Consider the following 17,250-nt stretch of genomic DNA (forward strand, 5'->3'; position numbering starts at 1 on the left):
CGGGAGGCGCGCACCAGATCTCCCCATCATGTGGCGCGCGCGGGCTTAAGGTCAGACGATTTCAACCGCTACGAAAATCTGGTTACCACCGCGGTTGATCAGCACGAGGGCAGGGTCCGTCTTCTCGCTGTCCAGCGCCGCCTTGAGGGCATCCGGTGATGCGGTTTCCTGGCTGCCCAGCTTGACGATCACATCGCCCCGCTGCAGACCGGCTTTGGCAGCAGGGCTGTCGGGCTTCAGATCGGTCACGACAACCCCGTCGATCCCTTCGCCAACACCCATTTCAGCACGTGCGGCCTCGGTCAGAGGGGCAACGGTAACGCCCAGCGATGTGCCCGAGACCTCGGCCTCGACGGGCGCGTCGGTCTGGGCGGATGCAGTCTGGTGTTGGCCGATGGTCAGCTCCAGCTGCTGTTCGGTGCCATCCCGCAGGACGGTCAGAACGCTGTCGGTGCCCACCTTGGTGGTGCCCACAAGGATCGGAAGGTCGCTGCTGTTGTCCACCGGTTCATTGTTGAAGCTCAGGATCACATCGCCCTGCTGCAACACACCATCTGCCGGGCTGTCGGTCACGACATCCGACACCAGCGCGCCGGTTGAAGCGTCGATGCCCAATGCAGCCGCCAGCTCGGGGCTAACATTCTGGATCGAAACACCCAGCCAACCACGGCTGATCTCTCCGTCATCGCGCAGATCGGCTGTGATGTGATCCACGATGTTAGAGGTAACCGCGAAACCCAATCCGACCGAACCGCCGCTAGGCGAGTAAATGGCTGAGTTCACGCCGATGACCTCGCCTTCCATGTTGAACAGCGGGCCACCGGAATTGCCCTTGTTGATGGCAGCATCGGTCTGGATGAATTCGGCATAGGGCCCTTGCGAAATATTGCGCCCTTTTGCGGACACGATACCGGTGGTGACGGTGGAACTCAGACCGAAGGGGTTGCCGATGGCCACGACGTCTTCGCCGACGCGGATCACGTCGCTGTCACCCAGAGTCACGGCTTGCAGCTCGGCCTCTGGCTCGATCTTCAGGACGGCGATATCGGTCAACGGATCGGTGCCGACGACTTCGGCGTCATAGGAGCGGTCGTCGCTCAGACGGACGGTGATGGTCGAGGCATTGTCAACCACGTGATGGTTGGTGACGATGTAGCCCTCGGCATCCAGTACAAAACCGGATCCCAGACCCTGGGCCGGACCACGCTGCGGCATGTCGAAGCCTTCGGGCGCTCCGAACCTTTTGAAGAACTCACCAAAGGGATGGGTTTCCAAGTCGAAGTCCTGACCCCGAGCAGGCCTCGCGACCGCGTCCTGTTCGGCAATGATGGTCACGACCGAAGGTGAAACCGTCTCGACCAGATCGGCCAGTGCTTCATCGGCCATCGAGGGCAGGGCGGTCGTGGCCAGCAGGGCTGCGCCGAGCGCACTGGCGCCAACCCAACTGGATTTGCGTGGCAATAATAGTGAGGATTTACGGATGCTCATTTCTTGTCTCCTGTTCACGTCGCACGAATTGAGGCGCGCGTTGAAACAGCAGATGACCTCTCAATCTGTGTCTTTCCTGATTGAGGAGTTAAGAAAACTTAATTTTGCCGCAAAGCACATGTTTTGTGTCGTCGAGATTCCAAGATTCGCTTTCGAGGACGTACTGCGAATCGGAGGATTGTTGCTGATCTGGCTGTCAAACTTTGAATTAGGTTGAATTGAATAAGGATGATGGACAAAAGGCGGGTCGTTTGACGCTGCTTTTTAGAATTCTACCTAGGGTAGAAGTCCATTGACCAGTATCAGAGTGATGTAGAAAATTTTTCTGTAATTGCATGCCTATTGTCTAACTAGACTGCACCTAACGGGGTTTTTTTCAACGTCACGCTCAAAAACAAACCTCTTAAGGTTGAGCTCGACCCGTCGGGTTGTTGCTAAAAAACCAAACTGAGACTTCTCAAATTAACCGTTTCTTCCAATTTTACATTGTTTCGAAGGATTGGATCAGCAAATATAGCATTGCCCAAGTGAGGGGGAGCCAAAGGCACTAGGGGGTGCCCACGGCTTGCTCGGTCTTAAAGCGCTAGTGGCATGTTAACGAGGGGGTCTTGTTTAGGTTTTAGCTGCTGTATGCCTGACCACCGATATAGGTGATTTGGTCTAGCTTTATTGATTGCTGAAAGTGGTAGTCCTGTTTTGGGCACACGACCCGGTCTTTTTCGACCGGGTCGTGTTCTTTTACGACCTTCGTTTTTCGAACCATTCTGCCCATGCCTCGGGTGTGTCGAGATCAAACAAGGCATTGTCGCCGGGAAGACGTGTCAGGTGAACCTCGTCCTTGCGCGCGCGAATGACGGATTGGGCGCCTTGATCTCCGGTCAGTTTCCGAAGCTCTGGAAAAAGCTGGCGACCAAAGATCACGGGATGGCCGGGTTTGCCCGATGATGTGGCCCCGCGCCAGATCAGATAGTCGGGATTGGTGTGTCGGGCGTTCTTTACCGCTTGTAGGTCCCTTGCCGTCAACTCGGGTAGATCCGCCAGAAGCACCATGACAGCCGGGGCAGCATCATCCACCCGGGCCAACGCACCGCGCAGGCTGGCGTTCATGCCTTCTGCGGCGTCCGCGATCGGCGCTTTTTGCACATCCAGACCGTCCAGCGCATCATAGCGCGCATGAGGGCGTGGGGGCAGGGCAACGATCACCGGCCCCACGCGCAGGGCTGTCATGGCAGATCGCCGCAATAGGGTCGCGCCATCAACCACCTGCAGTAGCTTATCTGCACCACGCATGCGCCGCGATTGTCCTGCTGCAAGCAGTATGATGGGTATGTCCGTCATAGGGACAACATGCCGTCCGGTTGCTGCGATGTCAGCCCCTCATTCGGTTCCCCTCAGGATCAAACAGCGGGGTCGATATCACCCGCGCGGCACGCATCTGGCCGAGGATTTCGATCTGAACCTCCAACCCGTCTTTAATGCGGTCCGTCGGAAGGAACCCCATCGCAACCGAGGTTTGGGCATAGTGGGAATAGCCGCCAGAGGTGCAAAACCCCACGACCTCTCGGTCCAGCCAGATCGGTTCGTACGCGTTCACATCCGCATCTTCTGCGTCCACTTCAAAAGCGACCAGTTTGCGAACAGTACCGCTGTTCCGCTCAGCCTCGGCTGTGGCGCGACCGATGAAATCGGTGTTCTTGGTGAAAGAGATGAACCGATCCAGCCCCGTTTGGGCGGCTGTGTAATCTGGTGAGAATTCACGCATCCACGAGCCAAAGAACTTGTCCAGACGCAGGGACATCATGGCGCGCATTCCGAACGGCACCATCCCATGGGGTTGTCCGGCCTCCCACAAAGTCCACCAAAGCTGCCGTTGCGCCATGGGATCGCAATAGATCTCATAGCCCAGATCGCCGGTGTAGCTGACCCGTTGAACGAGGCAATCGGTCATGCCGATCGTCATCGGACGCACGTCGAGAAACCTGAGAGTCGAGACATCCTCTCGCGTGCAGGCAGCCAGTACCTCGGTCGCTTTGGGGCCGGCGATTTGGAAGCCATTCAGCTGGTCGCTGATATTGCTGACTAAGACCCCCTCGGCTTCGTTCTGCTGGAACCATCGCATGTGATAGGCTTGGCTGCCATATGAGGCGGTTAGGCGGAATTCAGTCTCACTCAGGCAAGACACAGTGAAATCGCCGATCAGTTTGCCCTTGGGCGACAGCATCGGGGTCAGTGAGACGCGGCCCGGTTGGGGGATACGTCCGGCCATGAGCCGATCCAGCCACGCCCGGGCATTCGGGCCCGCGATGCGATACTTACCGAAATTGTGGACCTCGTTGATCCCCACGCCTTCGCGAACAGCGCGGACTTCACGCCCCGTGGCATCAAACGCATCCGAGCGTCGGAACGAGGGGGTTTCATAACCCGGCTCATCGCCTCGCGCGAAGTAGTTCGGCACCTCCAGCCCATATTGCTGGCCCCAGACCGCGCCCAGATCGCTGAAGATGTCATACATCGGCGTGGTGCGGTTGGGGCGCGCGGCGGGCAGTTCCTCGTTCGGGTAGGCGACGCTGAATCGTTTCTGGTAGTTTTCGATGACCTTCGGGCGGGTGTAGCCGGGGCTGATCCAGTCGCCGAAGCGCGCTACATCCATGGCGAAGACATCGCGTTCCGGCTCACCTTCGATCATCCATTGCGCCAGTGTCAGGCCAACGCCGCCGCCTTGGCTAAACCCGGCCATGACACCGCAAGCGGACCAATAGTTGCGCATCCCCGGCACCGGCCCGACCAGAGGGTTGCCGTCCGGCGCAAATGTGAACGGGCCGTGGATTACCGATTTCACCCCGGCCTCGGCCAGAACCGGGAAGCGGTTATAGGCGAACTCGATACTGTCGGTGATCTTGTCATAGTCGTCGGGCAGCAGTTCATGTCCGAACCCCCACGGCGTTCCGTCCACGGCCCAAGGCTTGCAGGGTTGTTCGTAGAACCCGATGCACAACCCGCGTCCTTCCTGCCGCAGATAGCTCTCGCCAGCGGGGTCCATCACATGTGGGTGCTCGCCGCCTGCGTCGATGATCGCCTCGATCTGCGGGATCGAATCCGTGACAAGGTATTGGTGTTCCATCGGGTGGAGCGGGAAATAGATGCCTGCCATCGCCCCCACTTCGCGCGCCCAAAGACCACCTGCATTGACGATATGTTCTGCGTGGATGGTGCCCTTGTCGGTGACCACATCCCACGTGCCGTCCGCGCGTTGATTGGTTTCACGCACCATGCAATGGGTCTCGATCGTGGCGCCGCCCATTCGGGCCGCCTTGGCGTAAGCATGGGTGGTGCCCGAAGGATCAAGGTGCCCGTCCAGCGGATCATAGAGCGCGCCGATGATGCCGTCAGTATTGGTGATCGGCGCTATTTTCTTGATCTCATCCGGGCCGACGATTTCGGTTTCCAGCCCCATGAAGCGGTGCTTGGCGCGCTCGGCCAGCAGCATGTCGAACCGATCCTGATTGTCGGCCAGTGTCACCCCGCCCACGTGGTGCAAGCCGCAGGACATGCCGGTGATCTCTTCCAGCTCTTTGTACAAACGGATCGTATAGCCCTGCAGCGCCGCCATGTTGGTGTCGCCGTTCAGAGTGTGAAACCCGCCCGCCGCGTGCCAGGTCGAGCCCGAGGTCAGCTCGGACCGCTCCAACAGCATGACGTCGGACCACCCCAGTTTGGTCAGGTGATACAGAACCGAGCAGCCGACAACGCCGCCCCCAATGACCGCCACGCGGGTTTGCAGTTTCATGGAAGACTCCCAGATTTTCTGGAAGTCTGACCAGAGGCTCCGGGCGCGCAAGTAAAAAAACGACAAATAATGTCGCGCGCGCCGTCCCGCGCTTAGAGAGGTCTGATCTTCAGCCCGGTCACCCTGTTGCCCTCGCGCGCGGTGACCTCGAACCGGAACCCGTGGAAGGAAAACACCTGACCGACCACAGGGATCATCTGCGCCTCGTGTATGACAAGGCCAGCGACGGTGTTCGCCTCTTCATCCGGCAGGGACCAGTCGAGGGCGCGGTTGACGTCGCGGATGGTCATGGCCCCTTCGACCAGAAACTGGCCGTCCTCGGTACGCGTGACGGGAACCTCTTCCTCGATATCGAATTCGTCGGCGATTTCACCGACGATCTCTTCGAGAATATCCTCAAGCGTGATCAGGCCGCGAAGCGATCCGTATTCGTCTACTACAAGGGCAAAGTGGCTGCGAATGCGCAGGAACTCTCGCATCTGGTCGTCCAGAGTGGTGGTTTCCGGCACGAAATAGGGATCATTTGCCACTTTGGTGATGTCGAACCCGGCCAAACGGTCCGAGTTTCCATCGGACCCGCCGACCTGCGCGTACATCGAACGGAACAGATCCTTGGCATGGACCACACCGATAATGTTCTCGGGTTCGTCACGGAAAACGGGCAGGCGGGTGTGTCGGCTTTGCAGGCATTGCGCAAGAATGGCATCCGGTTCGGCATCGGCGTCGATCATCTCGATGTTGGAACGGTGCAGCATGATTTCCTCAACCGCCCGGTCGCCCAGATCAAGCGCGCCCAGAATACGGTCGCGATCTTCTTTCTCGACCACACCTTCGGAATGGCCCAGCTGCAACGCACCGGCGATTTCCTCGCGCACGGCAAGGATGTTGCTGTCGGGGTCGATCTGGACGCCGAAAATGCGCAAGACGCCGCGCACCAACAGGCGCACCGCGGCTACGATGGGTGAGAAAACGGTGACGACAACGCTGATGATCGGAGCAACGGCAGCCGCAGCTTTTTCCGAATTGGTGATGGCGTAGGTTTTGGGCAGGACCTCGGCAAAGATCAGAACCAGCAAGGTCATGACCAACGTTGCCAGCGCGACGCCGCTTTCCCCGAACAGACGGGTGAACAGGGCCGTCGCCAACGAGGCCGCAAGGATGTTGACCAGGTTGTTGCCCAGTAGGACCGAGCCGATCAACCTCTCATTGTCATCGGTGATATCGAGCGCCTTTTGCGCCCCGCGAGAGCCCTTGTCGGCCTGTGCCCTCAGCTTCCCTCGGGACGATGCGGTCAATGCTGTTTCTGAGCCCGAGAAAAAGCCAGAAAGGACAAGCAAAAGCAGGATGGCGCCAGTGGTAAACCAGAATGCGCCGTCGATCAGAGAGGATGTGGGTTCCATCGGTCCTTGGTTGTTCGTGTTTCTGCACCCGTTATGGGGATGCGGACCCTTGCAATCAAGAGGTTAGCCCTTGCTTCCTTGGTCTTTCGCCAGCGGGTGATGTTCCAGCACCAGTTCAGACAGCCGTTCATCCAGCACATGGGTGTAGATCTCGGTCGTTGCGATGTCTGCGTGGCCCAATAAGGTCTGGATCGAGCGCAGGTCAGCTCCGTTTGCCAGCAGATGGGTGGCGAAGGCATGGCGCAACGTATGCGGCGTGACCTTTTCGGGCGAGACACCGCCCTGAACCGCCAGTTCCTTAACAAGCAGAAAGAACCTGTGCCGGGTCAGATGCCCGGATTTGCCCCGCGACGGGAACAGGAACTTCGATCGGGTGCCGCCTTTTTCAACACTTGCATCCTCGGCCTTGTCCCATTCTTCAAGCCAAACGGCCAGCGCATCGCGGGCGGGAGGAGACAAGGGAACCATCCGTTCCTTGCTGCCCTTGCCCAGCACCAGCAACATGCGGGGATCGCCGCGCGCCGACGAGACAGGCAGAGAAACCAGTTCCGTCACCCGCATACCGGTCGCGTAGAGAAGCTCCATCAGGCAGGTGTTGCGGATACGGTCGGCCGGGCTGCGTCCGGTCTGGCGGGCGGCCTCGAGCAAGCGGTCAACCTCGGGGACGTCCAGCGTTTTGGGCAGTTGTTTCTTGCGGCCCGGGCCCTTGATCTGAATGGCCGGGTTCGCCTCGCGCCAGCCTTCTTCGAACGCGAACCTGTACAACTGCTTGATCGCCGACAATCTCCGGGCGCGGGTTGCGCGGGACAGGCCCTGCGCATCGCAGTCGATCAGATAGGCCTCGATCTGATCACGGCCCGCTTGCTCGAAACTGGTTTTGCGATGCCCCAGCCACGCGGCGACATCCTTGAGGTCGCGACCATAAGCCAGCAGAGTATTGGTGGCCGCGCCCAATTCCGCAGCCTGCGCCTGCAGGAAGGTCGAAATCCACAGCTCATCTGATGCCGGGCCGCTCATCATCCGCGCCCGTTCAGGATCAGCAGGTTCAACGCGGCGCGGCGGGCGGTCTCCTCCAGCCCGACACGACGGAAGGCTGCGATAGCGGCGGTCATGTCCACCAGGTTGCCGCGTGCGCCATGGGCAAACAGTTGCATCGCCTCCAGAATCGCCTCGCCGAGTTGACCATTGTCCAGCAGGGCCTCGATATCCGACGGTACTGGCGCGGCCCAGGCGAACCCTTGCGCGACCGCATCTGCCAAAGGCGACGGCGAGACAGCGCGGCCCGGATCACCCTGCGCCAAGGCTGCCAGGAACTGTGTCTCAACCGCTGTGTCCGGCGCTTGCATCGCGGCGCGTTCGTAGAAATCCGAGAGCATCAGGATACGCCAGCGCAGGGCCTCTGTGTTGGCATCTGGCAGTTTTACGCCATAGAGGCGTTCTGCAAAGAGATCGGCAAAGGGTATTTCAAGCCCGACGCTGCGCATCTGCTTCCAGACGAGGGGGAGGGTCTTGCTGATCGCCTCGACATTGCCGGTTTCAAGGGCGGTTTCGAACCGCTGAACAGCGGCCACCCGATCCCAAACGGCACCCGAAGCCGCCGGAGAACGTTCGGTGTAAAGACCAAGCAACTGGTTCGGGGTCAGCGCGCCAATGCGGGTCAGGCGTTCAGCAGCTTCGATCTGCGCCTTCCAGCCCGCCACATCGCGCAGATCAGCATTGGCGAAGGCCCGCGGTAGGGGGGCCGAAGGCAAACGTTCCCCAATGGCCTCGAACAGCCGGAAGCTCAGCGGGTCAGGGTTTTCGGGCTGCGGCAGGTAAGGCGCGTCCTCAAAAATGTCGGGGTTGAGGAAACGGTCGAGCAGGTCTAGTTCCTCGGGTGGCAACAGCTCCAGCGCGTGGGCGGCCTCAAGCGTCAAAGCGGCAGAGGGCCAATCCCCCCGGCGGGCCTTGCAGAAGATCTGGGCCGCATAGTCTTTGGACAGGTTTGGCTGGGCAATCAGCGCTGTGCAGCTGCGATCCTCGTCACCGGTTAAAAGCGTCGCGTCAAACCATCGCTCGAACCGCGCCTGCGTGTCCGTTGGACCGGCCAGTTGCACCAGTGACTGCGCCGGGTCCGCCGCGCCCAACTGCATCAGCCGGTCCAGACGCGCCAGTAACAGTGTTTCTTCTCCAGACGCGCCGCCGGGCGCGCGGGCCTCGGACAACAGCAATGTGAAAAGCAGCCGCTGCATGGCGGAGTTATGCTTGACCGGGATACGGGCAATCAGCTCAGAAATCCGCTCGGGGTCGCTACCATGCCAGAGGTCGACGGGCAGCCCGGTGACACTCGACGACACCAGACCAATCGGCTGCGACAGCGCGTCCAGAGGCGTGACCTCAACTGTCGGCTGGCCTCCGTTCTGTGCGACCGGAGGCTCAAGCAGCACCGTTCCCGGCAGGTTCTCGGGCGGGTCGTTCAGCCAATCGATCGCAGTCAGCGGTTGCTGCGCCTGCGCTGCTCCGGCCAGAGACAGCGCAACCAACACATGCCTAATTGACATCCAACGTGACCGGTTCACGGATTTCGCTTTGCGGAGCCGAGAAATCGGCACCGAAAAAAGGACCCACATAGGCGTAGGCCACCAGCCCGATGAACGCCAGGCAAACAATATATATCAGGAACTTGATCAGACGGCCCATGGCGCCACGCTGCCTCAATTTTTGGTTTTGACCAAGTTATAACTGGCATTTTTCTTAAGATCACGTCATTCACGGTGAAATGAGCGAAATTAAGCAAAACACACGTGCGGCGGGCACACAGGGCGGGTATGATCTGCACAAAACCGTTGTTCTTGTGGGCATGATGGGGGCCGGAAAGACCGCTGTGGGCCGCGCATTGGCGGCGCGGCTGGGTGTTCCCTTCCTTGATAGCGATGCCGAGATCGAATCAGCCGCCAATATGACCATCCCCGAGATTTTCCAGCGCGACGGTGAACCGTTTTTCCGCGCCAAGGAAACTCAGGTTATCGGTCGCTTGCTGGATGAGCAGCAAGGTATCCTGTCGACGGGTGGCGGCGCGTTTCTGTCTAACGAAAACCGCACCATGATCACCGAACGGGGGGCCTCGGTCTGGTTGCGGGCAGATCTTGATGTGTTGTGGAACCGTGTGCGCCATAAGGACACGCGCCCGCTGCTGAGAACCGAAGATCCCTATGCGACGTTGAAGGCGCTGTTCGAGGCGCGCGTGCCGGTCTATGCCGAGGCCGATCTGACGGTGACCTCGGATGGCGAGATCTCGATCGAAAATATGGTGGACCGCGTGGTCGACGCCTTGCTGGCGCGACCCGATGTTTTGGAACGAAATTAGATGCATCAGACCGTACATGTGGAATTGGGCGAACGCTCGTATGATGTCGAGATTGGCCCGGACCTGCTGGCGCAATCCGGCGCGCGGATCGCGCCTTTGCTGCACCGTCCGAAAGTTGCGGTTCTGACTGACGAGAACGTCGCTGACCTGCATCTTGAGGCCCTGCGTGACGGGCTTGCTGCCGCAGGGATCGAGATGTCCTCTCTGGCTTTGCCCGCGGGTGAAGCGACCAAAAGCTGGCCGCATTTTGAACGCGCGGTCGAATGGCTTCTGGCCGAAAAGGTCGAACGTCGGGACATCGTCATTGCCCTTGGTGGCGGCGTAATCGGGGACCTCGCGGGTTTTGCAGCCGCTGTGCTGCGCCGTGGCGTGCGCTTCGTTCAGATCCCCACCTCGTTGCTGGCGCAGGTCGACAGTTCGGTTGGTGGTAAAACCGGGATTAACGCGCCGCAAGGCAAGAACCTGATCGGAGCGTTTCACCAGCCGTCCCTTGTGTTGGCCGATACCTCGGTTCTGGGCACGATGACCCGGCGCGATTTCCTGTCAGGCTATGGAGAAGTGGTCAAATACGGCCTGCTGGGCGACGCTGATTTCTTCGAATGGCTCGAAGGAAACGGCACTGATGTCTCCTCGGGTGATATGGCCGCGCGGGTGCGTGCCGTCACACGGTCCGTCCAGATGAAGGCCGACATTGTCGCACGAGACGAGACTGAGCAGGGGGATCGCGCGCTTTTGAACCTCGGGCACACGTTCTGCCACGCGCTGGAGGCCGCGACGGGTTATTCCGACCGGCTGCTGCATGGCGAAGGTGTCGCCATCGGCTGTGCGCTGGCCTTTGAATTGTCGGCACGGCTTGGCCTGTGTTCGCAGGAAGACCCAAGCCGTGTTCGGGCGCATTTGAAGGCGATGGGAATGAAAACAGACCTGGCCGATATTCCCGGTGATCTTCCCGGGGCCGAGGCCTTGGTGGACCTGATGGCGCAGGACAAAAAGGTAATCGACGGTCAGTTGCGCTTTATTCTGGCGCGGGGGATCGGTCAGGCCTTTGTCACCTCGGATGTCCCGCGTGAGACCGTATTGTCGGTGTTGCAAGACGCGTTGGCGACAGCCTGACGAGGGCGATCAGCGCCCTCGGATCACCATCAGCTCACCGATATTTTCACGGGTGATATAGCCGATCATGCGCCCGGTGCGATTGACCACGGCCACTGCTGGCGCGCCTTTGTGCAACCCGTCCAGAACTCTTGCCAATTTGGCGGTCAGGCCGACCTGCGGAATGTTACGCTCCATGATCGAAACGGCGGCGTCCGAGCGTGCGTGATCGCCCGCCAGCGCTTTGAACAGGTGATCTCGGGTTACGAAACCTTGAAGGTGGCCCTTGTCATCCAGAACCGGGAACTCATGTTGCGTTGTGTGGATCACCGCCTGCGCGGCGGTGTTCAACGTGTCCCTGGGCGATAGCGCATGGAACTCTGTGATCATTGCATCGCGCGCCAAAACATGCCGCGTGGCCGAGCGCAGCGCCACATCCTGACTTTCCGTATTGGCGGCGAAGAACACGAAAACCGCAACCAGAACAAGGATCGGATTGCCCGAGCTGAGGCCGTAAAACCCAAGGCCAACAGCAAGCATCTGACCGCTTAGCGCCGCGATTCGCGTGGCTGTGACACGGTCCAGACGAAGGCAGAGGAGGGCGCGGAAAACGCGACCTCCGTCCATTGGGAAGGCAGGGATCATATTGAATGCGGCGAGCAGAAGATTGACATAGGCGAGACGGTCCAACATCCCGATATTCGCGGAATCGATCTGGCTGATCGTTTCATAAGGCATCCCGGCGCCGAACCCCACCAGTGCCAACCAGATAACGACATTCACGGCCGGACCAGCGAGGGCGACCCAAACCTCTTGCATCGGTTTCTCGGGCATCCTCTCTAGTCGGGCCAGACCGCCAATCGGTAGCAAGGTGATGTCAGGGGTTTTGATGCCAAAGCGGCGCGCCATCAGGGCGTGGCCGAACTCATGCGCCACGACGCAGGCAAACAGGGCCAACACGAAGATCAGGTTCTCGATCGCGGCAGGCCAACCTCCGCTGGAATAGGCCGCGAATCCGACCCAGGCCAGCAAGAGGAAGAAGGTGACATGGACCCTCAGTTCGGACCCGAGCAGTCGGCCGAGAGCGAAAGACCATGCCATGTTGTGTCTCCGTTTCGTTTAGAACGGAATCTCGTCGTCGTCGATTCCGCCGGATGCCGGGGCAGGTGAGCTGGACGGCGCGCCATATGGGTCACCGTAGCCACCGCCAGCCTGTCCGCCGCTGTAGCCGCCTGATTGGCCACCGCCATATCCGCCGCCGCCGCCACCTTCGCCGCGACCATCCAGCATGACGAGGGTAGAGCCAAAGCCTTGAAGAACGACCTCTGTCGAATACCGGTCCTGGCCGGATTGGTCCTGCCACTTGCGGGTTTGCAGTTGCCCCTCAAGATAGACCTTCGAACCCTTTCGCAGGTATTGTTCCGCGACGCGCACCAGACCTTCATTAAATATTGCAACCGAATGCCACTCGGTCCGCTCCCGGCGCTCGCCCGTGTTGCGGTCTTTCCAGTTCTCTGACGTTGCAATCCGCAGGTTGCACACTTTGCCGCCGTTCTGGAAAGTCCGAACCTCGGGATCGCGGCCGAGATTTCCGACCAGAATGACCTTGTTGACTGAACCCGCCATGTAGTTCCCCGCTTTGTTCTCACTTGAATACGCCGAATCTGGCGCTGAATATGCCAGAGACCCTATACGGCCTGCATCTTGGTTAAAACACAGTTGATGACACAGTATTCGACAAGAATCGGTCGACTCTGTTCTGTACGCTTTTCATTCTGGCTGCGGGAACATATACTTTGGCTGTTTTCGGATCGGGCAGGATAGGCGTTCATGCGATCTTTGGTTTTAGGTTTTGTTGGTGTGTGTCTGCTGCTGACCGCGGCCCCGGTGCAGGCCCAGACACTGTCTACTAAGAATAGAAAAGACATATTCCTTAAGCAATCCAAAGTGTTGGACTCGCGCGCGGCAACGCAATATCGCGGGTCCGAGCGGCTCAAGCCGAAAGTGGCGCAGGGGCGGTTCGACAAACGCTATACCGGTAAATACCGTGGTGAATATCTGGCCCTTGCACGGCAAGCGGCCCGCCAGCACAATATCCCCGAAGAGCTGTTTTTGCGTCTGGTGCAGCAGGAAAGTGGCTGGAACCCCACGGCGAAATCTCACAAAGGGGCTTTGGGTCTGGCGCAGCTCATGCCGCAAACGGCCAAGTTGTTGGGCGTAAACCCGCATGATCCCAGGCAAAATCTGGAAGGGGGCGCGCGGTATCTGTCCTGGCAATACCGCAAGTTCAAGTCGTGGCCCCTGGCGCTTGCAGCTTACAATGCAGGTCCCAAGGCGGTCGAGAAACACGGTGGTATTCCGCCCTACAAGGAAACCCAGAATTACGTGAAGGTGATCTGGGGCAGTTAAGGCACCGAATAGCACTGGCAACTCAGCAGAATTCAACAAAAAAGGCCGGTCAGAGACCGGCCTTTCCTGTTTTCTCAATCGCTTACTCGGCGGCGATTTTGATCACGGGTTCCATTCTGGCCAGAACATCGTCGGCCAGATGGCATTTGACCTGATGGCCATCGGCCAAAGTTTTCACAGGCGGAACATCTGATTCACAACGCCCGTCCGGCACCTCGGATTTCCAGCGGCAGCGCGTCTGGAATGGACAGCCGGGCGGCGGACTCATCGCCGACGGGATGTCGCCTTCAAGCACGATATGCTGTTTCTCGACTGAGGTATCGGCAATCGGAACCGCGCTCAGCAATGCTTCGGTGTAAGGGTGATAGGGCGGCGCAAAGACCTGATCGGTTGTGCCCAGCTCGACCACATGGCCCAGATACATCACCATCACCCGGTCGCTGAGGTAACGCACGATCGACAGGTCATGGCTGATGAACAGCAGCGTCGTTTTGTGTTCGCGTTGGATTTCCATCAGCAGATCTGTCACCGCCGCCTGTACCGACACGTCCAGCGCCGAGACGGGCTCGTCCGCCACAACGATCCGTGCATCACCGGCAAAGGCGCGGGCGATACCGACACGCTGTTTCTGACCCCCCGAGAGCTGTCGCGGCATCCGGTCCGCAAAGGCGCGGGGCAGTTTCACCAGATCCAGCAGCTCCAGCATGCGCTTCTTGCGCTCAGCCTCGGAATTGCCGACCCCAAAGATCTCAAGCGCCCGGATGATCTGACGCCCCACAGTCATGGAGGGGTTCAGGGTGTCAAACGGGTTCTGGAACACCATCTGAACTTCACCCACGGTCTTGGCGTCGCGTTCCTCGATGGGCACGGCCTCGATATTGCGGTTGTCCAACAGGATTTGCCCGTCAGTTGCCGTTTCAAGCCCCATCAGAACCTTGGCGAAGGTGGATTTACCGCAACCGGATTCGCCCACGATGGCCAGTGTCTCAGATTCATGCGCCTCGAAACTCAGGGTCTCGTTGGCCTTGACCACTTTCGTCGTACCGCCGCCAAACAGAGCGTTTGCCGCAACCTCATAATACTTCTTGAGGTTGTCCATCTTCAGGACAACGCGCCCGATCTCGCCCTTTTCCTTCTGCTCACCCACTGTGATCGGCGCATTCCAGTCGATCTCCTGGAACTTCAGACAGCGCGTGTGGTGGCGGTCATTGCCGGGAACAGCCTCCATCAGGATGTTTTGCGCGTCGCATCGACCTTCTTCGAAATAATCGCAACGCGGGCCAAAGTTACAGCCCGGCGGGCGTTCATGTGGCAAAGGGAAGTTCCCCGGAATGGCCACCAGCGGGCGCGCGTTCTTGTCGGCACCGGGCAGAGGGATCGACCGGAACAGCGCCTGCGTATAGGGATGCTGCATCTCGTCGAACACATCTTTGATCGAGCCGCGTTCGACTGCTTCGCCCGAGTACATCACACACAACCGATCGCAGGTTTCCAGAACCAGACCAAGATTGTGCGAGATGAACAGCATCGAAGTGCCGTATTTTTTGCCAAGGTCCTTCACCAACTCGACCACGGCGGCCTCGACGGTCACGTCCAGAGCAGTTGTCGGCTCATCCAGGATCAACAGGGCAGGTTTCGACATCAGCGCCATCGCGATGACGATCCGCTGCTGCTGACCACCGGACAATTGGTGTGGAAAGGAATTCAGCATGCGCTCAGGATCGGGCAGGCGCACATCGGTCACCACTTCAAGCGCGCGCTTATAGGCCTCTTCCTGACCCACGCCCTCATGGATCATCGGCACTTCCATCAGCTGTCTGCCGATCTTCATCGCCGGGTTCAGCGAGGCCATCGGCTCCTGATAGATCATCGCGATCTCATTGCCACGAATATCGCGCAGTTCTTCCGTGGTCATCTCGCCCAGATCACGCCCCTTGAACTTGATCGAGCCGCCAACAATGCGCCCGTTCTTGCCCAGATCCTGCATGACACCCAGCGCCACGGTAGACTTGCCGCACCCGGATTCACCCACCAGCCCGACAGCTTCGCCGGGTTGCACGGTGACCGAGAAATCCATAACTGCGGGAATTTCCCTCAGTCGGGTAAAAAACGAAATCGACAGCTTGTCGATCTCTAGAATAGGCCCTTCATAGTCCGCCAGTTTGTTCATCTTGTTACTCCTCGCGAGAGTCCGGGGATCCCCTTCATCTGGCTAAAAATACCTCGGGGGTCCGGGGGCAGGGCCCCCGGCCTTGATCACATCAGTCCTTCAGACTTTCTTCGCGCAGACCATCGGCCAGCAGGTTCAAACCCAGAACCAGCGACAACAACGCAAGCGCAGGCGGAAGGGCAGGGTGGAGATAGATCGACAGCAGCTTGCGCCCCTCGTTGATCGTAGAACCCCAATCCGGGCTTTCAGGCGGTAGGCCCAGCCCGAAGAAACCCAAGGTCCCCAGAAGGATGGTTGTATAGCCAATCCGCAGACAGAAATCGACGATCAGCGGACCACGCGCGTTAGGCAGGATTTCCCACAGCATGATGTACCACGGACCCTCACCACGGGTCTGGGCCGCAGCTACGTAGTCGCGGGTTTTGATATCAAGCGCCAGCCCGCGCACGATGCGGAACACCGTGGGAGAGTTCACGAAGACCACCGAGACGAACACCACCAGAATACCGCCTGGAATGTCGAACAGGTCCAGATAGGTTGGCAGACCCCAGATGCGATAGCTGTCGGTGTCGATGATATAGCCTCCGGTCGAAATCAGTGACAGGTAGAGCCACATCGCCACGCCCAGAACCCCGATCAGCAGAGGAGTTCGGAAATTTGGACGCGTATAGTAGCGTGAGTTCAGCAGCACCCCGAGGAAGATGATCGGGAACACAAACAGGATAGCTGCCATATAGTTCGGCACGCCGGTTGCCACGATCTCGGGCGTCACCAACAGATAGAACAGCAAGATCACAGGGAAGGCGAGGATCAGGTTCGCAAGAAACGAAAGCAACGTATCCAGGCGACCACCGTAGTACCCGGCGGGTAGGCCCAGTGTAACCCCGACCATAAAGGCAAACATCGTGGCCAGCGGTGCAATCTGCACCACGATCCACGCGCCCTTGACCATGCGGCTGAATACGTCGCGGGCCAGATTATCACCGCCCAGTAGGTACCAGGCGTATTGTCCGTCCTCCAGATTGGGCAGCGGCGTTCCGGGTACCTTGTTCTTCATGCCAGAGATCTGCGCCAGCGGGTCATGGGTCACGATCAGATCAAGCGCACCGAAGATGCCCGTGAAGACCCAGAACATCACTAGGCCAAAGCCGATCATGCCGATGGGGCTGTCGAACAGCTTGCCGTAAAGACCCAGCTTGCGTTTGAAAGCGATCGACATCGCATAAAGAATGACCAGCGAAAACCAGACGGGCAGGAATTGCCGTGAAATCGCACCGATGATCCCGGCGCTGGTGCCCATCAGAATGCCAAGCAGGATATAGGCGACAGCGATCCCAACACTGGCCATAAAGCTATAGCGCAGCGCAGCCTGTATCATGTTGCGCAGGCCCGAGCTTGAGGTCAGCGTGCCATCGGGGTTTACCGTCATCTGATCCTCGGGCAGCACAATGCTGGCCAGCATCCAGACGACGATGGACAGGGCCGTAAGCCCCAGTGCCAATGCGAATAGCGGGTTGAGGAAGGCGATAGAGCCGGTCCAGGTAAGTGGTTCCATGAT

At 59.2% G+C, this 17,250-nt stretch carries 14 protein-coding genes; 3 read left to right on the forward strand and 11 right to left on the reverse strand.

What is annotated here, in order from left to right:
* Nucleotides 1–51: 51 nt before the first annotated feature.
* The 7 genes from AC2FD8_RS09680 to AC2FD8_RS09710 all read right to left on the reverse strand — a co-directional run bounded on the left by AC2FD8_RS09680 (nucleotide 52) and on the right by AC2FD8_RS09710 (nucleotide 9,354).
* Complete coding sequence (locus AC2FD8_RS09680; protein ID WP_496855696.1) at nucleotides 52–1,488, reverse strand: DegQ family serine endoprotease; 1,437 nt, start codon at nucleotides 1,486–1,488, stop codon at nucleotides 52–54.
* A 738-nt stretch (nucleotides 1,489–2,226) separates the two neighbouring features.
* Entirely contained in the window at nucleotides 2,227–2,826 is a 600-nt protein-coding gene (locus AC2FD8_RS09685) for a nucleotidyltransferase family protein (protein WP_496855697.1), read from the reverse strand.
* 31 nt (nucleotides 2,827–2,857) lie between these two features.
* Entirely contained in the window at nucleotides 2,858–5,275 is a 2,418-nt protein-coding gene (locus AC2FD8_RS09690; protein ID WP_496855698.1) for a GcvT family protein, read from the reverse strand.
* 92 nt (nucleotides 5,276–5,367) lie between these two features.
* On the reverse strand, nucleotides 5,368–6,675 hold the full coding sequence (locus AC2FD8_RS09695) for an HlyC/CorC family transporter (protein ID WP_496855699.1): 1,308 nt from the start codon (nucleotides 6,673–6,675) through the stop codon (nucleotides 5,368–5,370).
* 63 nt (nucleotides 6,676–6,738) lie between these two features.
* The gene (locus AC2FD8_RS09700) at nucleotides 6,739–7,692 is read right to left on the reverse strand and encodes a site-specific tyrosine recombinase XerD (RefSeq protein WP_496855700.1); all 954 of its coding nucleotides are present in this window, start codon (nucleotides 7,690–7,692) and stop codon (nucleotides 6,739–6,741) included.
* Nucleotides 7,692–9,215, reverse strand: a complete 1,524-nt coding sequence (locus tag AC2FD8_RS09705; RefSeq protein ID WP_496855701.1) for a hypothetical protein — start codon at nucleotides 9,213–9,215, stop codon at nucleotides 7,692–7,694. Before AC2FD8_RS09705 ends, AC2FD8_RS09700 begins: the two co-directional genes overlap by 1 nt.
* A complete protein-coding gene (locus tag AC2FD8_RS09710; RefSeq protein ID WP_496855702.1) occupies nucleotides 9,205–9,354 on the reverse strand; it encodes a hypothetical protein in 150 nt (49 codons plus the stop codon). The genes AC2FD8_RS09705 and AC2FD8_RS09710 overlap by 11 nt, the downstream gene beginning before the upstream one ends.
* A gap of 79 nt (nucleotides 9,355–9,433) precedes the next feature.
* On the opposite strand from AC2FD8_RS09710, the gene AC2FD8_RS09715 reads away from it, so the two are divergent.
* Together AC2FD8_RS09715 and aroB are read left to right on the forward strand one after the other, a co-directional pair.
* Nucleotides 9,434–10,021 (forward strand): shikimate kinase, encoded by a 588-nt coding sequence (locus tag AC2FD8_RS09715; RefSeq protein WP_496855703.1) that lies wholly within the window; start codon nucleotides 9,434–9,436, stop codon nucleotides 10,019–10,021.
* Nucleotides 10,022–11,134, forward strand: a complete 1,113-nt coding sequence (gene aroB, locus AC2FD8_RS09720) for a 3-dehydroquinate synthase (protein WP_496855704.1) — start codon at nucleotides 10,022–10,024, stop codon at nucleotides 11,132–11,134.
* Between the two features lie 9 nt (nucleotides 11,135–11,143).
* On the opposite strand, the gene AC2FD8_RS09725 is transcribed toward aroB, so the two are convergent.
* Both AC2FD8_RS09725 and ssb read right to left on the reverse strand, forming a co-directional pair.
* Nucleotides 11,144–12,214, reverse strand: coding sequence for a site-2 protease family protein (locus AC2FD8_RS09725; RefSeq protein ID WP_496855705.1), 1,071 nt, complete (start codon nucleotides 12,212–12,214; stop codon nucleotides 11,144–11,146).
* Between the two features lie 18 nt (nucleotides 12,215–12,232).
* Nucleotides 12,233–12,739, reverse strand: a complete 507-nt coding sequence (ssb, locus tag AC2FD8_RS09730) for a single-stranded DNA-binding protein (RefSeq protein ID WP_496855706.1) — start codon at nucleotides 12,737–12,739, stop codon at nucleotides 12,233–12,235.
* A 204-nt stretch (nucleotides 12,740–12,943) separates the two neighbouring features.
* Here ssb and AC2FD8_RS09735 point away from each other — a divergent pair, with 204 nt between their 5' ends.
* Entirely contained in the window at nucleotides 12,944–13,522 is a 579-nt protein-coding gene (locus AC2FD8_RS09735) for a lytic transglycosylase domain-containing protein (protein ID WP_496855707.1), read from the forward strand.
* A gap of 82 nt (nucleotides 13,523–13,604) precedes the next feature.
* Here AC2FD8_RS09735 and AC2FD8_RS09740 read toward each other — a convergent pair whose 3' ends face one another.
* Together AC2FD8_RS09740 and AC2FD8_RS09745 are read right to left on the reverse strand one after the other, a co-directional pair.
* Nucleotides 13,605–15,692, reverse strand: a complete 2,088-nt coding sequence (locus AC2FD8_RS09740; RefSeq protein ID WP_496855708.1) for a dipeptide ABC transporter ATP-binding protein — start codon at nucleotides 15,690–15,692, stop codon at nucleotides 13,605–13,607.
* Between the two features lie 91 nt (nucleotides 15,693–15,783).
* Nucleotides 15,784–17,247 (reverse strand): ABC transporter permease, encoded by a 1,464-nt coding sequence (locus AC2FD8_RS09745; RefSeq protein WP_496855709.1) that lies wholly within the window; start codon nucleotides 17,245–17,247, stop codon nucleotides 15,784–15,786.
* Between the last annotated feature and the right edge of the window lie 3 nt (nucleotides 17,248–17,250).

The organism is Ruegeria sp. YTSC192 (assembly GCF_059609705.1).